This window comes from Streptomyces sp. NPDC051180, from assembly GCF_040689545.1.
GTDB lineage: Bacteria > Actinomycetota > Actinomycetes > Streptomycetales > Streptomycetaceae > Streptomyces.
On sequence record NZ_JBFBBC010000003.1, the window covers coordinates 386,643 to 404,468 of the forward strand.

Genomic DNA, 17,826 nt, shown 5'->3' on the forward strand with positions numbered 1-17,826 from the left:
TGTCGTGGGTATGCGAACCCCAACGATCGCGGGCCCCGCGTCCGCGGCCTCCGGAAGCATCGACGCCCTGCCCGCCCGGGAGCACCTGCCGGTGAACGTCGCCGGACGGCCCGTCCTGGACGTGGTGATCCCCGTCTACAACGAGGAGAAGGACCTGGAGCCGTGCGTCCGCCGACTCCACGAGCACCTCCTGCGGACCTTCCCGTACGGCTTCCGCATCACCGTCGCCGACAACGCCTCCACCGACACGACCCCCGAGGTCGCGGCGGCCCTCGCCGCCGAGGTGCCCGAGGTGCGCTCCGTGCGGCTGGAGCAGAAGGGCCGCGGCCGGGCGCTGCGGACGGTGTGGTCGGGCTCGGACGCGCACGTCCTCGCCTACATGGACGTCGACCTGTCGACCGACCTGAACGCGCTGCTGCCGCTGGTCGCGCCGCTCATCTCCGGCCACTCCGACCTGGCGATCGGCTCCCGCCTCGCCCGCTCCTCACGGGTCGTCCGAGGGCCCAAGCGCGAGTTCATCTCGCGGGCCTACAACCTGATCCTGCGCGGCTCGCTCGCCGCCCGGTTCTCCGACGCGCAGTGCGGGTTCAAGGCGATACGGCGTGAGGTCGCCGAGCGGCTGCTGCCGATGGTGGAGGACACGGGCTGGTTCTTCGACACCGAGATGCTGGTGCTGGCCGAGCGGGCCGGGCTGCGCATCCACGAGGTGCCGGTCGACTGGGTCGACGACCCCGACTCGACCGTGCACATCGTGAAGACCGCCACCGACGACCTGAAGGGCGTCCTGCGGGTCGGGCGGGCGCTCGCCACCGGTTCGCTGCCGCTCGACCGGCTCGCCCGGCCCTTCGGCGACGACCCCAGGGACCGCGAGCTGAGCGGCGTCCCCGGAGGTCTGGCGCGCCAGCTGGTCGGCTTCTGCGTGGTCGGCGTCCTGTCCACGCTCTTCTACCTCGCGCTGTACTCGGCCTTCCGGCTCGGCCTGGGGCCGCAGCTCGCCAACGCCGCCGCCCTCCTGGTCTCGGCCGTCGCCAACACGGCGGCCAACCGGCGTCTGACCTTCGGCGTGCGGGGCCGGGACCGGGCCGTGCGCCACCAGGCGCAGGGGCTGGTGGTGTTCGCCATCGGCCTCGCCCTCACCAGCGGGTCGCTCGCCGCGCTCGGCGCGGCCACCGGCGATCCGGCGCACTCCACCGAGCTGGCCGTGCTGATCGTCGCCAACCTGGCCGCGACCGTCCTGCGCTTCCTCCTCTTCCGGCTCTGGGTCTTCCCCGAGCGGTCCGTCCCGCAGACCTCAGCAAGGAACGAACGATGACCACCCTGCCCACGACGGCCGTCCCGGCGGCCCATGCCGCGCCGGGAAGCGGCCGGCTCGCCCGGCTGTGGCGCGGTCGCGCCGAGGACGCTCCCTGGGTCCGGCCCGCCTTCCTCGGCCTGCTGGCCGCCACCACGCTGCTCTACCTGTGGAACCTGAGCGCGTCCGGATACGCCAACTCCTTCTACTCCGCGGCCGTCCAGGCGGGCGGCGAGAGCTGGAAGGCGTTCTTCTTCGGCTCCCTCGACGCGGCCAACGCCATCACCGTCGACAAGCCGCCGGCCGCCCTCTGGCCGATGGCGCTGTCGGTCCGTCTGTTCGGGCTCGGCTCCTGGCAGATCCTCGTCCCCGAGGTCCTCATGGGCGTGGGCACGGTGGCGGTGCTCTACGCGGCCGTCCGGCGCCGCTTCGGCGCGGGCGCGGGTCTGATCGCGGGCGCGGTCCTCGCGCTGACGCCGGTCGCCGCGCTGATGTTCCGCTTCAACAACCCGGACGCCCTGCTCGCGCTGCTGATGACGGTCGCGGTGTACTGCGTCCTGCGCGCCCTGGAGCAGGAGCGCGGCGCCGCGAAGTGGCTGGTGTGGGCGGGCGTGGCCTTCGGTTTCGCGTTCCTCGCCAAGACCCTCCAGGCATTCCTGATCCTGCCGCCGCTCGCCCTGGTCTACGGGGTGTGCGCGCCGGGCGGCTTCGGCCGCCGGATGGGCCGGCTGGCGCTCGGCGGCCTCGCGATGCTCGTCTCGGCGGGCTGGTGGGTGGCGCTGGTCGAGCTGTGGCCGGCGTCCTCGCGTCCGTACGTCGGCGGCTCGCAGAACAACAGCTTCCTGGAGCTGACCTTCGGCTACAACGGCCTCGGCCGCATCAACGGCAACGAGACCGGCAGCGTCGGCGGCGGCGGCCGCGGCGGCGGTCAGGGCGGCGGCTGGGGCGAGACCGGCATCGGCCGGATGTTCAACGACTCGGTCGGCGGCCAGATCTCCTGGCTGCTCCCGGCGGCGCTGCTCCTGCTCGTCGCGGGGCTCGTCGTCACCTGGCGGGCGCCCCGGACCGACACGGCGCGCTCCGCGTTCCTGGTGTGGGGCGGGTCGCTGCTGATCACCCTCGCGGTCTTCAGCTTCATGGCCGGCATCTTCCACGAGTACTACACGGTCGCCCTCGCCCCGTACGGGGCGGCGCTCGTCGGCATGGGCGCGGCCGTGCTGTGGGAGGAGCGCACCCGGTGGCCCGCCTCGGCGGCGCTGGCCGTGACGGTGGCGGTGACGGCCTGGTGGGGCTGGACGCTGCTCGGGCGCACTCCGGACTGGCTGCCGTGGCTGCGCTGGGCGGTGCTGGTGACGGGCGCGGTGGCCGCGCTCGGGCTGCTGTTCGCGGGCCGGACCGACCGCAGGCTCGGGCTGGCGGTGGCGGGCCTCGGCCTGGTGTCGGGTCTCGCGGGCCCGTTCGCGTACACGCTGGAGACGGTGAACGCCGGTCATCAGGGGTCGATCGTCACGGCGGGGCCCGCGGGTGGCGCGATGGGCGGTCGCGGTCCGGGCGGCGGCGGCCGGATGTTCGAGGGTGGCATGTTCCCCGGCGGCCGCGGTGGCCAGATGCCGGGCGGTCAGATGCCCGGTGGTCAGGGCGGACAGGGCGGACAGGGCGGTCAGATGCCCGGCGGCGGCACTCCGCCGCAGGGAATGCCCCAAGGAATGCCGCAGGGAATGCCCCAGGGAATGCCTCAGGGGATGCCCCAGGGCATGCCGCAGGGAGGATCCACCCGAGGCGAGGGCCCCGGTGGCGGGGGCGGCATGGGCGGCCTCCTCAACGGCGCCAGCGTCGGTGCCGAGGCGAAGGCGGCCCTTCTCGCGGACGCGGACTCCTACACCTGGGTCGCGGCCACGGTCGGCGCGCAGAACGCCGCCAGTTACCAGCTCTCCACGGAGAAGCCGGTCATGGCGATCGGCGGCTTCAACGGCAGCGACCCGTCCCCGACGCTCGCGCAGTTCAAGCAGTACGTGGCCGAGGGGCGGATCCACTACTTCATCGGCAGCGGTGGTGACGGGAGCGGAGAGGCGGGCGGCGGCCGCATGGGCGGCGGTCCCGGCGGCAACTCGGAGATCTCCGCCTGGGTCTCGGAGACCTTCGAGAAGGTCACCGTCGGCGGCGCCACCTTCTACGACCTGACGAAGGAGAAGTAGCGGCGGCGAAATCGCTATACAGCGTACGAGAGCCCTTGTACGGTGTACGAGAACCAGTCCCGTACACCGTACAAGGAGTGCTGCCCATGACGGCGACGACCGCCGCGACCGAACCGACCGCCACCGGCGGCCACCCGCAGCGCTGGCTGATCCTCGGCGTCATCTGCCTCGCCCAGCTCACCGTGCTGCTCGACAACACCGTGCTCAGCGTCGCCATCCCGTCGCTGACCTCCGAACTCCACGCGTCGACCAGCGACATCCAGTGGATGATCAACGCGTACTCGCTCGTCCAGTCCGGCCTGCTGCTCAGCGCCGGCAACGCCGCCGACCGCTACGGCCGCAAGAAGCTCCTCGCCGTCGGCCTCGCGCTCTTCGGCCTCGGCTCGCTCGCCGCCGGCCTCGCCGGTTCCACGGCTCAGCTGATCGCCGCCCGCGCGGGCATGGGCGTCGGCGGGGCGCTCCTGATGACCACGACCCTCGCCGTCGTCATGCAGATCTTCGACGACTCCGAGCGGGTCAAGGCGATCGCGCTCTGGTCCACCGTCGCCTCGCTCGGCTTCGCGGGCGGCCCGCTGATCGGCGGGGTGATCCTCGACCACTTCTGGTGGGGGATGATCTTCCTGATCAACATCCCGGTCGCGGTCGTGGCGCTCGTCGCCGTCGTCCGGCTGGTCCCCGAGTCCAGGAACCCGCAGGGCGAGCGGCCCGACCTGCCGGGCGCGCTGCTCTCCACCGTCGGCATGACCGCCGTCGTCTACGCGATCATCAACGGCCCCGAGCACGGCTGGCTCTCCGCCCAGGTCCTGGTGCCGGCCGCCGTCGGTGCCGCCGGCCTCGCGGCCTTCGCCCTGTGGGAGCTGCACACCCCGTTCCCGATGCTGGACATGCACTTCTTCCGCAACCAGAAGTTCGTCGGCGCCATCGGCGGATCGATCCTGGTCGTCTTCGGCATGGGAGGCTCGCTCTTCCTCCTCACCCAGCACCTGCAGTTCGTGCTCGGCTACGAGCCCCTGGAGGCCGGGCTGCGGATGGCGCCGCTCGCGCTGACGATCGTCGGTCTCAACCTGACCGGCATCGGCCCGAGGATCGTCATGAAGCTCGGCACCCCGCCCACGGTCGTCCTCGGCATGACCCTGGTCGCCGCTGGCCTCACCTCGATCTCGCTGCTCGGCGGCGGCACGGACGGCGGCTACCCGGGCATGCTCCTCGGCCTGGTCCTGATGGGCTGCGGCATCGCGGTCTCCTCCCCGGCCATGGCCAACGCGATCATGAGCTCCATCCCGCCGGAGAAGGCCGGTGTGGGCGCCGGCATCAACGGCACCCTCGCCGAGTTCGGCAACGGCCTCGGCGTCGCCGTCCTGGGCGCCGTCCTCAACGCCCGCTTCGCCGCGCTCGTCGCGGTCACCGCGACCTCGCTCCCGGCTGCCCTGGCCGCCGCGGGCGGCGAGGCGGAGCGCCGGGAGATCTCCGACGCCTTCGCCTCCGGTCTCCAGACGAGCCAGCTGGTCGGCGCGATCGCCGTGTTCACCGGCGGTCTGGTCGCAGCGGCCCTGCTCCGGCGGGCCGAGCGCGCGGAGAAGGCCGCGGGCGCCGAGCGGCCCGTCGCTGCCTAGCATGGTGGCGGACCGCTGACAGACGGAGGAACGCGATGGTCAAGGCAGCCGATCGGGCCAGGAACCCGGCGCGTTCCAGCGTCTGGCTGGAGACGAGGGCCGCCCGCAGCGGCGGCGGCCCCGCCGGGCTCGACCGGGACCGGATCGTCGCCGCCTCGATCCGGATGCTCGACGAGGAGGGCCTGACCAAGCTGTCGATGCGCAAGCTCGCCACCGAACTGGGCGTCACGGCCATGTCCCTCTACTGGTACGTGGACACCAAGGACGACATCATCGAGTTCGCGGTGGACAGTGTGTACGGCGAGATCGACCTGGCCGCCGTCGACGCGGCCGGGGACTGGCGGGACCGGCTCCGGGTGCTGGCGCTGGACTACCGGCGGATGCTGGTCCGCCACGCGTGGATGTCGCCGAGCGCCGGCCAGTACCTGAACATCGGCCCGAACGCGGTGGCCGTCGGCCAGAAGATCCACGAGACGATCCGGGACACCGGCCTCGCGCTGGACCGGCAGCCGAGCGCCATGTCGGCGGTCTTCCAGTTCGTGTACGGCTACGGGACGATCGAGTCCCAGTTCGGCCGGCGCGCGGCCCAGGCCGGCATGTCGCAGGACGAGTTCTACGTGGACGCGATCAAGGCGTTCCGCGACGAGCCGGAGTTCGCCGACCACATGGGCGGGATGCGGGAGCTCCTCGACGAGCGCGCCTCGCACGGCAGCGTCAGCGTCATCTGGGACCGCGACTTCGCCTACGCGCTGGACGTCCTGATCGCCGGGATCGAGGTCATGGTCGTGCGCGAGGCCGAGGCGGCCCGCGCGGGTGGGGACCGGGGAGGGGCCGGGAGCCCGGCCGGCACGGAGAAATGACGGAGCGGCGGGCCGTCCCCTGCCCGCCGCTCCGTACCGGACCCGGCCGCGCCTCCGCTCGAAGCGCGTCCGGGAGCTCTGTTACTTCTCGTCCGCCTTCACGGTGTTGCTCTTCAGCGCGACCTCCTTGATGAACAGGGTCACGACGAAGGCGAGCAGCGCGAACGGGGCCGAGTAGAGGAAGACGTCCGCGACACCGTGTCCGTACGCGCTCTCCATGACCGTGCGGATCGGCGCCGGCAGCTTGTCCATGTCGGGGATGCCGCCGCCCGAGCCGCCCTGGCCCATGGCGCCGGCGGCCTTCGGGCCGAGCTCGGCGAGACCGTCCTTGACGTAGCTCGTGACCCGGTGGGCCATGACCGCGCCCAGCGCCGAGACACCGATCGCACCGCCCAGGGAGCGGAAGAAGGTGACGACGGAGGAAGCGGCGCCGAGGTCGGCGGGGGCCACCTGGTTCTGGGTGCAGAGCACGAGGTTCTGCATCATCATGCCGAGGCCGAGGCCCAGGACGGCCATGAAGATCGCGATGTGCCAGTAGGTCGTGTCGTAGCGGATCGTGCCGAGCAGGCCGAGGCCGCCCGCCGCCAGGGCGCCGCCGCTGACCAGCCACGCCTTCCACCGGCCGGTCTTGGTGATGATCAGGCCGGAGACGGTGGAGGAGACGAACAGGCCCGCGATCATCGGGATGGTGAGGACGCCGGACATCGTCGGCGACTCGTTCCGCGCCAGCTGGAAGTACTGGCTGAAGAAGACCGTGCCGGCGAACATCGCGACGCCCACGAACAGCGAGGCGAGCGAGGCGAGGGTGATCGTGCGGTTGCGGAAGAGGCGGAGCGGGATGATCGGCTCGCTCGCCCTGGACTCGACGAGGACGAAGAGCCCGCCGAGCGCGACCGCGCCGAGGACCATGACGGCCGTCTGCCAGGACATCCAGTCGTACTTGTCGCCGGCGAAGGTGACCCAGATCAGGAGCAGGGAGACGGCGGCGCTGATGAACAGGGCGCCGGCCCAGTCGACCTTGACCTGCCGCTTCACGACGGGGAGGTTGAGGGTCTTCTGCAGGACGATCAGCGCGATGATCGCGAAGGGCACGCCGACGTAGAAGCACCAGCGCCAGCCGAGCCAGTCGGTGTCGGTGATGACGCCGCCGAGCAGCGGGCCGCCGACCGTGGCGACGGCGAAGGTCGCGCCGAGGTAGCCGCTGTACCGGCCGCGCTCACGCGGGGCGATCATGGCTGCCAGGATGATCTGGGAGAGGGCGGTCAGACCGCCGACGCCGATGCCCTGGACGACACGGCAGGCGATGAGCATGCCGGTGCTCTGCGAGAGGCCGGCGACGACCGAGCCCGCGACGTAGACGATCAGGGCTATCTGGACGAGCAGCTTCTTGGAGAAGAGGTCGGCCAGCTTGCCCCAGAGCGGCGTGGTCGCGGTCATCGCCAGCAGGGCGGCGGTGACGACCCAGGTGTACGCGGACTGGCCGCCGCCGAGGTCCGAGATGATCTGGGGGAGGGCGTTGGAGACGATCGTCGAGGACAGGATGGCGACGAACATGCCGAGCAGCAGCCCGGACAGCGCCTCCATGATCTGGCGGTGCGTCATCGGTGCGCCGCCGGAGGCGGTGTCCCCCTCCTTGGCGCTCCCGCCGCGCACACCGGTCTCGGGTGTGGTGGTAGCCATCAACTTCCTTCGTTCTCAAGCGTGGTGGGCCCGGCAGTCCCCGAAGGAATCGCGGAGGCGGGCGAGCAGGGTGGTGAGCAGTTCGACGTCTTCGTCGGACCAGTCCGCGAGGGTGCGGGCGAGCGTGGCGGTCAGCCGCCGGTCGAGGACCGCGAGCATGTCCGCGCCCGCCGGGGTCAGGTGGAGGATGCGGGAGCGCCGGTCGGCGGGGTCGGGCAGGCGCTCGACCCATCCGCGGTCCACCGTGTGGGCCACGTGACGGCTGCTGACCGACATGTCGACGGCCATCAGCTCGGCCATCCGGCCCGTCCGGATGTCCCCGTGGTGGTTCAGCAGGGCGAGGACGATGGCGGACCCGCCGGGGCAGTCCGCCGGCAGGGTCCGCGCGAGTCCGCGCTTCACGGCTCCGACGGCGCTCACCTGGCGGGCGAGGTTCTCGTACCGATTGCCTCTGTCCATCAGGCACCCCATCGATGTTGTTGCTTAGGGCAACCATAGAGATGGATGGTTGCTTCAGGCAAACTAAATCGGTCAAACGGCGCTAAAGAATCGGCAAAGGAGGAGAGGGGAGTACGAGGGTTGGGGGCCCCGCCCCCCGTTCGCTAGGGTCCTGGCACATGGCACACAACCCCCAAGCACCGTACGGCCAGGGCCAGAGCCCTCAGGGTCAGGGCCCCGAGGGCTACGACCCCGCCGGCAGCACGCAGATGTTCCGCGCCTTCGTCGACGAGGGCACCCCGCAGAGCCGGCAGCCGCAGGCCGCGGCCACGTCGGGCGGCGGCCCCAAGGTCGGCCTGATCGTCGGCGTGGTCGCGGTGATCGTCGTCCTCGCGGCCGTCGCCTGGCTGGCGCTGGGCTGACCCTCCGCACGTCCGCACACCCGGGTGGGCCGGATCCGCGTCAGGCGGACCGGCCCGCTTTTTCTTTGCCGGCCGTACCCCTTCTTCTATGGCCCTGCCCCGGCGGGCTTCTGCGTCCGCGCCCCTTCTTCTACGGCCCTGTCCCGGCGGGTCCGTCCAGAGCCGGAGCGAGCACCGCGAACGCCTCGCCGATCAGCGCCTCCGGGGCCTCGCCGACCTGGGGGCCCTCGCCGGCGCTCCACCGGCGAAGGACGGCGTCGAAGGCGGCCAGGGCCATGCTCGCGGCGAGCCGTGGGCGGAGGTCGGTCGCGGGATCGAGACCCAGTCGGGCCCCCAGCTCCTCGGCCAGGCCCTCGCGCCACTCCGCCTGGTGCTCCAGGAAGCGGGCGAGCAGGGAGGGCGTCCGGAGGATCAGCCGGACGACGGGGAGGACGCGCTCGGCGTGGTCGCCGCAGGCGGCCAGGGGGACCGAGACGACGTGCCGCAGCGCCTCGGAGAGGGGTTCCCCGGCGGGGCGGGTCGCGAGGGAGGCGCGCATGTCGGCCCCCATGCCCGCCAGGAACTGGACGACCACGTCCTCCTTCGACGCGAAGTAGCGGAAGAAGGTCCGCTTGGAGACCCCGGCCCTGGTCGCGATCTCGTCGACGGTCGCCGCGTCGAAGCCCTTGAGGGCGAACAGCTGGAGGGCCGCCTCGGTGAGCTCGGTCGCGACGAGCTGGCGTTTGCGCTGGGCGAGGCTGGTCTCGGGGCGGAGGGTCACGGCCCGATGGTAACGCCGTGCCCTGGATGACATCCACAGTCACACTTGACACTCGGTGACATCAGCGGCAGCGTGTGTCGCATGACCGAGAAGCAGCGCCGGACCGCCGGTCCGATCCCCGATCAGACCGGGCGGGTCTTCGTCGTCACCGGAGCCAACAGCGGCCTCGGCCTGGCCACCACCCGGGCCCTCGCCCGCGGCGGCGGGCGGGTCGTCCTCGCCGTGCGGGACGAGAGGAGGGGCCGGGAGGCCGCCGACGGTCTCGCGGCGGACGGAGTGGATCCCGGCCTCCTCGACGTCCGGCGGCTCGACCTCGCCGACCTCGACTCGGTGCGGGCCTTCGCCGACGGGATACGGACGGACCACCCCCGCCTCGACGTCCTGGTCAACAACGCGGGCCTGATGGCGCCGCCCCGCACCCTCAGCCCCCAGGGCCACGAGCTCCAGTTCGCCGTCAACCACCTGGGCCACTTCGCGCTCACCGGGCTGCTGCTCGACCTGCTCGCCGCCGGGCGGGACCCCCGCGTGGTCACCGTCAGCTCGATCAACCACCGCCAGGGCACCCTCCGCTTCGACGACCTCACCGGCGAGCGCGGATACGCGCCCATGGCCTTCTACAACCAGTCCAAGTTCGCCAACGCCGTCTTCGGGCAGGAGCTCCACCGGCGACTGACGGCGGCCGGTAGTCCGGTCCGCGCGGTCCTCGCCCACCCCGGCTACACCGCCACGAGCCTCCAGACCAAGGACACGAGCGGCCTCGCGCGGCTGGTCTTCGGACGCATCGGCAACCCGCTGCTCGCCCAGCGCCCCGAGCGGGGCGCCCTGCCACAGCTGTACGCGGCGACCGACCCGTCCGTCGAGAGCGGTGAGTTCATCGGCCCGGACGGCCTCGGGGAACTGCGCGGTGCGCCGGCCCGCGTCCGCCTCTCCGCCGCGGCGGCCGACCCCGGGACGGGCCGCCGGCTGTGGGAGCTGTCGGAGAAGCTGACCGGGGTGCGCCCTCCCGGCCTGTGAGGCACGGGGCGACCGTGCCGGGCTCCGGCGCGGCCGCTCACCGCCACACGGCGGTGACCGCGCGGGTGTCCACGTGCATGCCGAGCGGCACCCGCCAGGAGTCCACGCAGACCGTGTACGTCCGGGTCGTCGCCGTCCCCGCGGCGATCGGAGCGGGCAGCGGCCGGGTGGAGGCGACGGTCGCCCAGTCGACGCCGAGGGCGCCGATGACGTGCGTGGCGAAGGTGACCGTGCCCGACGTCGCGGCGGAGCCCCCGGTGTTGCGGAAGGTGACGGTCACCTGCTCGCACCAGCGCCGGTCGGCGTCGGCGAGGGCGGGCGCGGAGACGGTGAGCACGGCGGGTCCGGGCGACGGCGCGGGGCTGCCGCCGGGCGTCGTCGGGGGCCGGGTCGCGGGGGTCGTCGGCACGGGGGAGGAGGGCGGGCGCGTCGGGTCCTGGCCGCCGGGCCGCGGGGCCGTCCCGCCGCCCGTGGAGGGCCGTCCGGGGGCCTGGGGCGTCAGCGGGCCGGTGCCGGTCCCCGAGGGCGCGCCGGGGCCCCGTGTGGCCGCCGGAGCGGCTCCCGGACCGGCCGTGGCGCCCGTCCCCGGGCTCGTACCCGCGCCGGGCACCGTGGACGGGCCGGAGGGTGCGGGGGACGGGGACGAGGTGCCGGAGGTCGGGCCGGGGGTCGTGGGGCCGTCCAGGGGGACCAGGGTGACCGCGCCGGAAGGAGCGACCGCGCCCTTCGGCGCGGGGCCGGCGCCGACCGCCGCGAAGCCGTCGTCGTCCCCGCCGCCGCACGCGGTCAGCGCCCCGCCGAGGCAGAGCGCCACCGCCACGAGTACCGGCCCCGGGCCGGGCTTCCTTGGCCTCATGGCCCCAGTCTGACTGACGGATCGTCAGCAAACCAGGGCTCAGGGGGAGTCGGCTCGATCGAAGGGTTCCGGCCGGTCCGGACGGGGCGGCCCCGTCGGTGCGACCGAGCCGGTGCGGCTCAGTCGGAGATGAGGCCCTCGCGCAGCTGGGCGAGGGTGCGGGTGAGCAGGCGCGAGACGTGCATCTGGGAGATGCCGACCTCTTCGCCGATCTGCGACTGGGTCATGTTGGCGAAGAAGCGCAGCATGATGATCTGCCGCTCGCGGGGCGGCAGTTTGGCCAGCAGGGGCTTGAGCGACTCGCGGTACTCGACGCCTTCGAGGGCGGTGTCCTCGTAGCCGAGGCGGTCGGCGAGCGAGCCCTCGCCGCCGTCGTCCTCGGGGGAGGGGGAGTCGAGCGAGGAGGCGGTGTACGCGTTCCCGACGGCGAGACCGTCGACGACGTCCTCCTCCGACACGCCGAGCACGGCGGCGAGTTCGGGCACGGTCGGGGAGCGGTCGAGCTTCTGGGCGAGCTCGTCGCTGGCCTTGGTGAGGGCGAGCCGCAGCTCCTGCAGCCGGCGCGGCACGCGCACGGACCACGAGGTGTCGCGGAAGAAGCGCTTGATCTCGCCGACGACGGTCGGCATCGCGAACGTCGGGAACTCCACGCCCCGTTCGCAGTCGAAGCGGTCGATCGCCTTGATCAGCCCGATGGTGCCGACCTGGACGATGTCCTCCATCGGCTCGTTGCGGGAGCGGAAGCGGGCCGCGGCGTACCGCACGAGGGGGAGGTTGAGCTCGATGAGGGTGTCGCGGACGTAGGTCCGCTCCGGGCTGTCCGCGGCGACTCCCTCGGTGTCCAGGGCGCGCAGCCGCAGGAAGAGGGAGCGGGAGAGGGTGCGGGTGTCGAGGGCTCCGGACGGGACGGCCACGGGCGGCGGAGGCGTGGCCTCCGTGGTCTCGGCCGCGGTCGGCGCCGTCGTCTGCGTGGGCACGGGAACGGGCGTGAGCGTGAGCACCTTCGAGCTGCCCAGTTCTGTGGACATGCCACCCCCTTGAGGTCGCGGACGGTCGCGGTGGCCGCGACCATCTGAGGAACGCAGCCTCCACCTGAATACCGGCGGTGGGGCTGCGGCAAACTCGGTTCCAGCAGAATGTCACATGTCGGCAACACGCTGTAGTGACTTGTCGACACGACGAAGGCGCATATCCGCAGGAAACAAGGGGTGTACGGCATTTGGTGCGACGCGGAACTGCTCCGAACCGGTCTACCCGTTTCGGTTACGCCTCGATTCTGTTTGCGGATCGCAGGCGCGCGAAGCTCCTGGCGAGGAGTCTTGACACGTGCATCTGGGAGACGCCCAGTTCCTGACTGATCTGAGACTGGGTCAGGTTGCTGTAGTAGCGCAGCATGAGGATCCGCTGCTCCCGCTCGGGCAGCTGGACGAGCAGGTGCCGGACGAGGTCCCGGTGCTCGACGCCGGCCAGTGCGGGGTCCTCGTAGCCGAGCCGGTCGAGGAGCCCGGGCAGCCCGTCGCCCTCCTGCGCGGCCTCCAGGGAGGTGGCGTGGTACGAGCGTCCGGCCTCGATGCAGGCGAGCACCTCGTCCTCCCCGATCCGCAGCCGCTCGGCGATCTCGGCGGTCGTGGGGGAGCGGCCGTGGGCGGTCGTCAGGTCCTCCGTGGCGCCGTTCACCTGGACCCACAGCTCGTGGAGCCTGCGCGGCACGTGCACCGTGCGGACGTTGTCGCGGAAGTACCGCTTGATCTCGCCGACGACGGTCGGCATCGCGAAGGTGGGGAACTGCACGCCGCGGTCGGGGTCGAAGCGGTCGATGGCGTTGATGAGGCCGATGGTGCCGACCTGGACGACGTCCTCCATCGGCTCGTTCCGCGAACGGAAGCGGGCCGCCGCGTACCGGACCAGGGGGAGGTTCGCCTCGATGAGCGCCCCGCGCACCCGGTGGTGCTCGGACGTGCCCGGCTCCAGGTTCTTGAGCTGCCCGAAGAGGACCTGGGTGAGCGCGCGGGTGTCGGCGCCACGGGTGCTCTGGGGGCGGGGGCGCGGGGTCTCCGCGCCGCCTGCCTCGTGCTGGGGCGGGACTTGAGGCGCTGTACTGGCCGGCACGTTCACGCCACCCCTTCGGCAGGTCTTGCTGGTCGACCGGATCAACTACGGTCAACTCATCCGTCAAAAGCGGTCATAGCATCACAAGACATGTCCACTGTGTGCAAGCACCGCATAACCACGTGTTGAGGGCATGATGGAGGAAAAAGGGGAGGTCACGCACGGAAAAGGCCCCCCGCCGCGAGGGCGGGGGGCCTCCGGGTGAGGCGGGGGCTAGAAGGCGTAGTCCGCGATCACCCAGGTGGCGAACTCGCGCCACTGCGCGACGCCGGCCTGGTGCGCGGGGTGCTCCAGGTAGCGCTGGAGCGCTTCGGTGTCCTCGACCGCCGAGTTGATGGCGAAGTCGTACGCGATCGGCCGGTCCGTGATGTTCCAGTCGCACTCCCAGAACCGCAGCTCGGGGATCTGCCCGCCGAGCGCGCGGAACGCCTCGACGCCCGCGACGACGCGCGGCTCGTCGCGCTCGACTCCCTCGTTGAGCTTGAAGAGGACCAGATGGCGGATCACGGAGGGCTCCTAGTTGATGAGTTCGGTCATGAACTCGCCGACACCCTGGGCGGCGCTGGAAATGCCCTCGAACCCTACCTGGACGAGATCGGCGGCCCGCGCCGGGGATGTGACGATCGTGTACAGCACAAAGACCACGACCGCGTAGAGCGCGACCTTCTTCGCTTGCACCACTGACCAGCCCTCCCCGGTACCCCCGCCGTACGATCGCGCCACTCTAACCGAGCCCTTATGGACCAAGGGCCCGGAGATCCGGGCCTTTTGCCGCCCCCCGGAAGGGTGACGCGGACGCAGGATGGATGTCGAGCCCAGCGGATCTGGCAGGAATCCGCGGGGCTCCTGGAACCGGCCCGCACTGCGGGGTCCGCGCCGCGAGCTTCCCCCCGAACGCGGCACGGACTTGCAGGTCCGGTTCTCATCGGGGGGAACGGCTTGTCCCCCCGATGCCGTTCCCCCCGTCCTACGCGAGAGGGCCCCGGCCGCGCCACGAGCGCGGCCGGGGCCCTCTCGCGTGCGCTCGGGCCGGGCATCCGGGATACGCCGAAGGGCCCGGTGCACTGCACCGGGCCCTTCGATCGAAGCGGTAGCGGAGGGATTTGAACCCTCGGTGAGTTTCCCCACACTCGCTTTCGAGGCGAGCTCCTTCGGCCGCTCGGACACGCTACCGAGAGAGAGCTTAGCCGAAGTTGGCGCTGCGATGAAATCCGTATCCCCGACGAGGTCAGCGGGGGTGTCAGCGGTCGCGGAAGAAGGCCGTCAACTGCTCCGCGCACTCCTCGCCGAGCACGCCGTGGACCACCTCGGGACGGTGGTTCAGGCGACGGTCCCGCACGAGGTCCCAGAGCGAGCCGGCAGCGCCCGCCTTCTCGTCGAGCGCGCCGAAGACCACCCGGTCGACCCGCGACTGGACGAGGGCGCCCGCACACATCACACAGGGCTCCAGGGTCACGACGAGCGTGCACCCCGTCAGCCGCCACTCGCCGGTCTCGGCGGCCGCCCGGCGCAGCGCGAGCACCTCGGCGTGCGCGGTGGGGTCACCGGCCGCCTCCCGCTCGTTGTGGGCCCGGGCGAGGACGCGCCCGTCCGGGCCGAGCACGACCGCGCCGACCGGTACGTCACCGGCCGGCCCGGCCGCGGCGGCCTCGTCGAGCGCGAGCCGCATGGCATCCCGCCAGGGATCCCGTACGGGGTCGGCCGCGGAGTGGGGAACGGGTACCGCCGATGCCACTAGCGCACGGCCTCCAGCACCTCGGAGGCGCCCAGCGCGTCCGCGATCACCGCGAGGGCGTCGCTGTCGAGCGCACGGAGCTCGCGCTCCGAGAGACCGAGGTCCGCGAGGACCAGCGCGTCGCCGACCGGGGCGGACGGCACCGCCCCGGCGAGCGCGCCGGCCTCGTCGTCCTCGTCCTCGTCGTCGGTGAGCGGTTCCCCGTCCTCCGTGCCGTCCAGATCCAGGGACGCCAGCTCGTCGAGCTCGGCGTCGAGGTCGTCGCCGAGGATCTCCCGGGTGAGGATCTCCCCGTACGAGGAACGGGCGGCGGCGGCGCCGTCCGAGACGTAGATCCGAGGGTCTTCCTCACCCTCGATCCGTACGACCCCGAACCACGCGTCCTCCTGCTCGATGTAGACGATCACCGTGTCGTCGTCCGAGACCTCGCGGGCCAGCTCGGTCAGATCCGACAGGGTCTCCACGTCGTCGAGCTCCGTGTCGCTCGCTTCCCACCCGTCTTCGGTGCGCGCGAGCAGTGCGGCGAAGTACACCTGACTCTCTCCCACTGATCAGAGGTGTGACGTTCCGGCGGCGCGCTCCTGGTGCCCCGCCCAATCGGCATCGTGACAGAAACGGGGCGCGCAGGAGAGGTCTTCGGCTCTTGAGTCGTGCATCAGTCTGAACGACACCGCCATCGGGCGGGCGTGCGACCCCGGCGCACGGAGGGGGCGCACGGCGGACCACCGGCCCGTCGCGTCCGCTGCCCCGCCCGGCGGTCCCCCGCCCGTCTCACCAGCGGAAGGTCCGCATGCGCATCGCCTGGCGCATCCGGGCGGCCCGGGCGCGCCGCGGCTGCACGCGTTCGCGCAGCGCCTTGGCCTCGTTCAGCTCGCGGAGGAACTGGGCGCGGCGCCTGCGGCGCTCCGCGTCGGTCTCCGGTGCCGGCGTCCGGTTCGCCCTCTTGGCGGTTCCCTCGGCCGGTTCTTCCAGGTCGGGCATAGGCCACACCACCCCATCACTGGGTCCCTGTGTCCCCACCTTCCCCCAGTGGCGTGGTCGATGCCAGTGTGCGGCGGGCTACTGTTGGGGCATGCGTCTCCACGTCGTCGACCACCCCCTGGTCGCCCACAAGCTCACCACCCTGCGCGACAAGCGCACGGACTCCGCGACCTTCCGCCGTCTCGCCGACGAGCTGGTCACCCTGCTCGCCTACGAGGCCACCAGGGACGTCCGGACCGAGCAGGTCGACATCGAGACCCCCGTCACGGCCACGACCGGCGTGAAGCTGTCGTACCCGCGTCCGCTGGTGGTCCCGATCCTGCGCGCCGGTCTGGGCATGCTCGACGGCATGGTCCGGCTGCTCCCGACCGCCGAGGTCGGCTTCCTGGGGATGATCCGCAACGAGGAGACGCTGGAGGCGTCGACCTACGCCACGCGGATGCCGGAGGACCTCTCGGGCCGCCAGGTGTACGTCCTCGACCCGATGCTGGCGACCGGCGGCACGCTGGTCGCGGCGATCCGCGAACTCATCGAGCGCGGCGCCGACGACGTGACCGCGGTCGTGCTCCTCGCCGCCCCGGAGGGCGTCGAGGTCATGGAGCGCGAGCTGGCCGGCACGCCGGTCACCGTCGTGACGGCCTCGGTCGACGAGCGCCTCAACGAGAACGGCTACATCGTGCCGGGCCTCGGCGACGCGGGCGACCGCATGTACGGCTCCGCCGAATAAGCACCGTCGGCTCCGCCGAATAGGCACAGTCGGCTCCGCCCGGGAATCAGGCGGAGCCGTCGCGTGTCACGTCAGCTCTGTGCGCAGGGCTTGGCCACGGGCGCGGGCTTGGTCAGGGCGACCAGGGCCGCGTCCGCCGTCGTTTTCGGGGACAGCGCCGTGAAGGCGGTCCCGATGATCAGGTCCACGTCGGCGGTGGCCCGGGCGTCCATCTTGGTCGTGGCGCCCTTGAGCTGGGTACCGAGGACCGGGAAGGCGCCCTTGGCGGCCGCGGGCGCGCCGAGGAGCAGTCCGGTGCCGGTGACCTTCTTGTCGTAGGCGGTGGGCGCGTTCCCCACCTTGCCGATCGTGAAGCCGCGTTTCTTCAGCTCGTCGGCGGTCGTCTTGGCGAGTCCGCTGCGCGGGGTCGCGTTGTAGACGTTGACCGTGATCTGCCCGGGCTTGGGGAGGGCGACGGCGGGGGCCGTGCTCGCCTTGGCGACGGGCTTGCAGTCGGCCTGTTTCCCGGCGGCCGTCTTCGTGCCCTCGTCGCCGGAGAAGACGTCGACGAGCTGGAGGGTGCCCCAGCCGGCCGCGCCGAGCACGACCACGGCGGCTGCGGACGCGAGGACGATCCGGCGCCGGCGGTGGGGGCGGCGCATGCGCGGGTAGACGTCCCCCGTGATGCGGTACTTTCCGCCCATTCCGGGGGGAGTGAGCATGCTCATGAACGCAGCGTAGTGCCGCCCGTCGGCGATGCCTACTTGATGATCATGTGATCGCGTCCGGATGGGGGTGAACTGACCCCGAAAGGGTCAGTGCGAAGGGCCGACCGGCGCCTTCTCAGTCCATCTCGAGGACGCGCGCGTGCAGCACCTGGCGCTGCTGGAGCGCCGCGCGGACGGCGCGGTGCAGTCCGTCCTCCAGGTAGAGGTCGCCGCGCCACTTCACGACGTGCGCGAAGAGGTCGCCGTAGAACGTGGAGTCCTCGGCGAGCAGCGTCTCCAGGTCCAGCTGGCCCTTGGTGGTGACCAGCTGGTCGAGGCGGACCGGGCGCGGCGCGACGTCCGCCCACTGCCGGGTGCTTTCCCGGCCGTGGTCGGGATACGGCTTTCCGTTACCGATGCGCTTGAAGATCACACGGAAAGCCTACCGGGCGAGCGGCT

At 72.0% G+C, this 17,826-nt stretch carries 20 protein-coding genes and 1 tRNA gene; 7 read left to right on the forward strand and 14 right to left on the reverse strand.

The features are described 5' to 3' along the window. Positions 1 to 10: 10 nt before the first annotated feature. From AB0424_RS08515 to AB0424_RS08530, 4 genes are all read left to right on the forward strand, one after another. A complete protein-coding gene (locus AB0424_RS08515) occupies positions 11 to 1,312 on the forward strand; it encodes a bifunctional glycosyltransferase family 2/GtrA family protein (protein WP_366303200.1) in 1,302 nt (433 codons plus the stop codon). Next, positions 1,309 to 3,486, forward strand: coding sequence for a glycosyltransferase family 39 protein (locus AB0424_RS08520; protein WP_366303201.1), 2,178 nt, complete (start codon positions 1,309 to 1,311; stop codon positions 3,484 to 3,486). Before AB0424_RS08515 ends, AB0424_RS08520 begins: the two co-directional genes overlap by 4 nt. Positions 3,487 to 3,572: 86 nt before the next feature. Then, complete coding sequence (locus AB0424_RS08525; protein WP_366303203.1) at positions 3,573 to 5,099, forward strand: MFS transporter; 1,527 nt, start codon at positions 3,573 to 3,575, stop codon at positions 5,097 to 5,099. A gap of 35 nt (positions 5,100 to 5,134) precedes the next feature. After that, complete coding sequence (locus AB0424_RS08530; RefSeq protein ID WP_366303205.1) at positions 5,135 to 5,959, forward strand: TetR/AcrR family transcriptional regulator C-terminal domain-containing protein; 825 nt, start codon at positions 5,135 to 5,137, stop codon at positions 5,957 to 5,959. Between the two features lie 81 nt (positions 5,960 to 6,040). Here AB0424_RS08530 and AB0424_RS08535 read toward each other — a convergent pair whose 3' ends face one another. Both AB0424_RS08535 and AB0424_RS08540 read right to left on the reverse strand, forming a co-directional pair. Beyond that, the gene (locus AB0424_RS08535) at positions 6,041 to 7,639 is read right to left on the reverse strand and encodes an MDR family MFS transporter (protein WP_366303207.1); all 1,599 of its coding nucleotides are present in this window, start codon (positions 7,637 to 7,639) and stop codon (positions 6,041 to 6,043) included. Between the two features lie 15 nt (positions 7,640 to 7,654). Next, positions 7,655 to 8,098: a MarR family transcriptional regulator gene (locus tag AB0424_RS08540; protein WP_366303209.1), complete on the reverse strand. Its 444-nt coding sequence runs from the start codon at positions 8,096 to 8,098 to the stop codon at positions 7,655 to 7,657. Positions 8,099 to 8,256: 158 nt separating this feature from the next. Here AB0424_RS08540 and AB0424_RS08545 point away from each other — a divergent pair, with 158 nt between their 5' ends. After that, positions 8,257 to 8,499, forward strand: coding sequence for a hypothetical protein (locus AB0424_RS08545; protein ID WP_366303211.1), 243 nt, complete (start codon positions 8,257 to 8,259; stop codon positions 8,497 to 8,499). 130 nt (positions 8,500 to 8,629) lie between these two features. Here AB0424_RS08545 and AB0424_RS08550 read toward each other — a convergent pair whose 3' ends face one another. Then, positions 8,630 to 9,292, reverse strand: coding sequence for a TetR family transcriptional regulator (locus tag AB0424_RS08550; RefSeq protein ID WP_366303213.1), 663 nt, complete (start codon positions 9,290 to 9,292; stop codon positions 8,630 to 8,632). A gap of 48 nt (positions 9,293 to 9,340) precedes the next feature. Between AB0424_RS08550 and AB0424_RS08555 the strand changes: the two genes are divergently transcribed. Beyond that, positions 9,341 to 10,273 carry an oxidoreductase gene (locus AB0424_RS08555; protein ID WP_366303215.1) on the forward strand — a complete coding sequence of 311 codons (933 nt, stop codon included), beginning with the start codon at positions 9,341 to 9,343 and terminating at the stop codon, positions 10,271 to 10,273. Between the two features lie 37 nt (positions 10,274 to 10,310). Here the strand turns inward: AB0424_RS08555 and AB0424_RS08560 are convergent, their stop codons facing one another. From AB0424_RS08560 to AB0424_RS08600, 9 genes are all read right to left on the reverse strand, one after another. Next, complete coding sequence (locus AB0424_RS08560; protein WP_366303217.1) at positions 10,311 to 11,129, reverse strand: hypothetical protein; 819 nt, start codon at positions 11,127 to 11,129, stop codon at positions 10,311 to 10,313. Positions 11,130 to 11,248: 119 nt separating this feature from the next. After that, positions 11,249 to 12,157, reverse strand: coding sequence for an RNA polymerase sigma factor SigF (locus AB0424_RS08565; RefSeq protein WP_366303219.1), 909 nt, complete (start codon positions 12,155 to 12,157; stop codon positions 11,249 to 11,251). Between the two features lie 235 nt (positions 12,158 to 12,392). Continuing rightward, positions 12,393 to 13,238 carry an RNA polymerase sigma factor SigF gene (locus AB0424_RS08570; RefSeq protein ID WP_366303221.1) on the reverse strand — a complete coding sequence of 282 codons (846 nt, stop codon included), beginning with the start codon at positions 13,236 to 13,238 and terminating at the stop codon, positions 12,393 to 12,395. Between the two features lie 213 nt (positions 13,239 to 13,451). Next, positions 13,452 to 13,745, reverse strand: coding sequence for a Dabb family protein (locus AB0424_RS08575; RefSeq protein ID WP_366303223.1), 294 nt, complete (start codon positions 13,743 to 13,745; stop codon positions 13,452 to 13,454). Positions 13,746 to 13,754: 9 nt separating this feature from the next. Next, entirely contained in the window at positions 13,755 to 13,919 is a 165-nt protein-coding gene (locus tag AB0424_RS08580) for a hypothetical protein (RefSeq protein WP_015034987.1), read from the reverse strand. Between the two features lie 407 nt (positions 13,920 to 14,326). After that, positions 14,327 to 14,411: transfer RNA gene (locus AB0424_RS08585), tRNA-Ser, on the reverse strand. A 67-nt stretch (positions 14,412 to 14,478) separates the two neighbouring features. Next, positions 14,479 to 14,907, reverse strand: coding sequence for a tRNA adenosine(34) deaminase TadA (tadA, locus tag AB0424_RS08590; RefSeq protein ID WP_366303225.1), 429 nt, complete (start codon positions 14,905 to 14,907; stop codon positions 14,479 to 14,481). Between the two features lie 65 nt (positions 14,908 to 14,972). Next, entirely contained in the window at positions 14,973 to 15,506 is a 534-nt protein-coding gene (locus tag AB0424_RS08595; protein ID WP_366303227.1) for a hypothetical protein, read from the reverse strand. A 238-nt stretch (positions 15,507 to 15,744) separates the two neighbouring features. Next, positions 15,745 to 15,954 carry a hypothetical protein gene (locus tag AB0424_RS08600; protein ID WP_366303229.1) on the reverse strand — a complete coding sequence of 70 codons (210 nt, stop codon included), beginning with the start codon at positions 15,952 to 15,954 and terminating at the stop codon, positions 15,745 to 15,747. A gap of 91 nt (positions 15,955 to 16,045) precedes the next feature. On the opposite strand from AB0424_RS08600, the gene upp reads away from it, so the two are divergent. Beyond that, entirely contained in the window at positions 16,046 to 16,681 is a 636-nt protein-coding gene (upp, locus tag AB0424_RS08605) for a uracil phosphoribosyltransferase (protein WP_366303231.1), read from the forward strand. Positions 16,682 to 16,752: 71 nt separating this feature from the next. Here upp and AB0424_RS08610 read toward each other — a convergent pair whose 3' ends face one another. Together AB0424_RS08610 and AB0424_RS08615 are read right to left on the reverse strand one after the other, a co-directional pair. After that, the gene (locus tag AB0424_RS08610) at positions 16,753 to 17,388 is read right to left on the reverse strand and encodes a LytR C-terminal domain-containing protein (protein WP_366303233.1); all 636 of its coding nucleotides are present in this window, start codon (positions 17,386 to 17,388) and stop codon (positions 16,753 to 16,755) included. A 115-nt stretch (positions 17,389 to 17,503) separates the two neighbouring features. Continuing rightward, on the reverse strand, positions 17,504 to 17,800 hold the full coding sequence (locus AB0424_RS08615) for a type II toxin-antitoxin system VapB family antitoxin (RefSeq protein ID WP_017240525.1): 297 nt from the start codon (positions 17,798 to 17,800) through the stop codon (positions 17,504 to 17,506). Positions 17,801 to 17,826 lie beyond the last annotated feature (26 nt).

Bases quoted from the DNA above. Each gene is read 5' to 3' on its own strand.
- AB0424_RS08515 (WP_366303200.1), top strand. From the start codon at position 11: ATGCGAACCCCAACGATCGCGGGCCCCGCGTCCGCGGCCTCCGGAAGC.
- AB0424_RS08520 (WP_366303201.1), top strand. From the start codon at position 1,309: ATGACCACCCTGCCCACGACGGCCGTCCCGGCGGCCCATGCCGCGCCG.
- AB0424_RS08525 (WP_366303203.1), top strand. From the start codon at position 3,573: ATGACGGCGACGACCGCCGCGACCGAACCGACCGCCACCGGCGGCCAC.
- AB0424_RS08530 (WP_366303205.1), top strand. From the start codon at position 5,135: ATGGTCAAGGCAGCCGATCGGGCCAGGAACCCGGCGCGTTCCAGCGTC.
- AB0424_RS08535 (WP_366303207.1), bottom strand. From the start codon at position 7,639: ATGGCTACCACCACACCCGAGACCGGTGTGCGCGGCGGGAGCGCCAAG.
- AB0424_RS08540 (WP_366303209.1), bottom strand. From the start codon at position 8,098: ATGGACAGAGGCAATCGGTACGAGAACCTCGCCCGCCAGGTGAGCGCC.
- AB0424_RS08545 (WP_366303211.1), top strand. From the start codon at position 8,257: ATGGCACACAACCCCCAAGCACCGTACGGCCAGGGCCAGAGCCCTCAG.
- AB0424_RS08550 (WP_366303213.1), bottom strand. From the start codon at position 9,292: ATGTCATCCAGGGCACGGCGTTACCATCGGGCCGTGACCCTCCGCCCC.
- AB0424_RS08555 (WP_366303215.1), top strand. From the start codon at position 9,341: ATGACCGAGAAGCAGCGCCGGACCGCCGGTCCGATCCCCGATCAGACC.
- AB0424_RS08560 (WP_366303217.1), bottom strand. From the start codon at position 11,129: ATGAGGCCAAGGAAGCCCGGCCCGGGGCCGGTACTCGTGGCGGTGGCG.
- AB0424_RS08565 (WP_366303219.1), bottom strand. From the start codon at position 12,157: ATGTCCACAGAACTGGGCAGCTCGAAGGTGCTCACGCTCACGCCCGTT.
- tadA (WP_366303225.1), bottom strand. From the start codon at position 14,907: ATGCGGCTCGCGCTCGACGAGGCCGCCGCGGCCGGGCCGGCCGGTGAC.
- AB0424_RS08600 (WP_366303229.1), bottom strand. From the start codon at position 15,954: ATGCCCGACCTGGAAGAACCGGCCGAGGGAACCGCCAAGAGGGCGAAC.
- upp (WP_366303231.1), top strand. From the start codon at position 16,046: ATGCGTCTCCACGTCGTCGACCACCCCCTGGTCGCCCACAAGCTCACC.
- AB0424_RS08610 (WP_366303233.1), bottom strand. From the start codon at position 17,388: ATGAGCATGCTCACTCCCCCCGGAATGGGCGGAAAGTACCGCATCACG.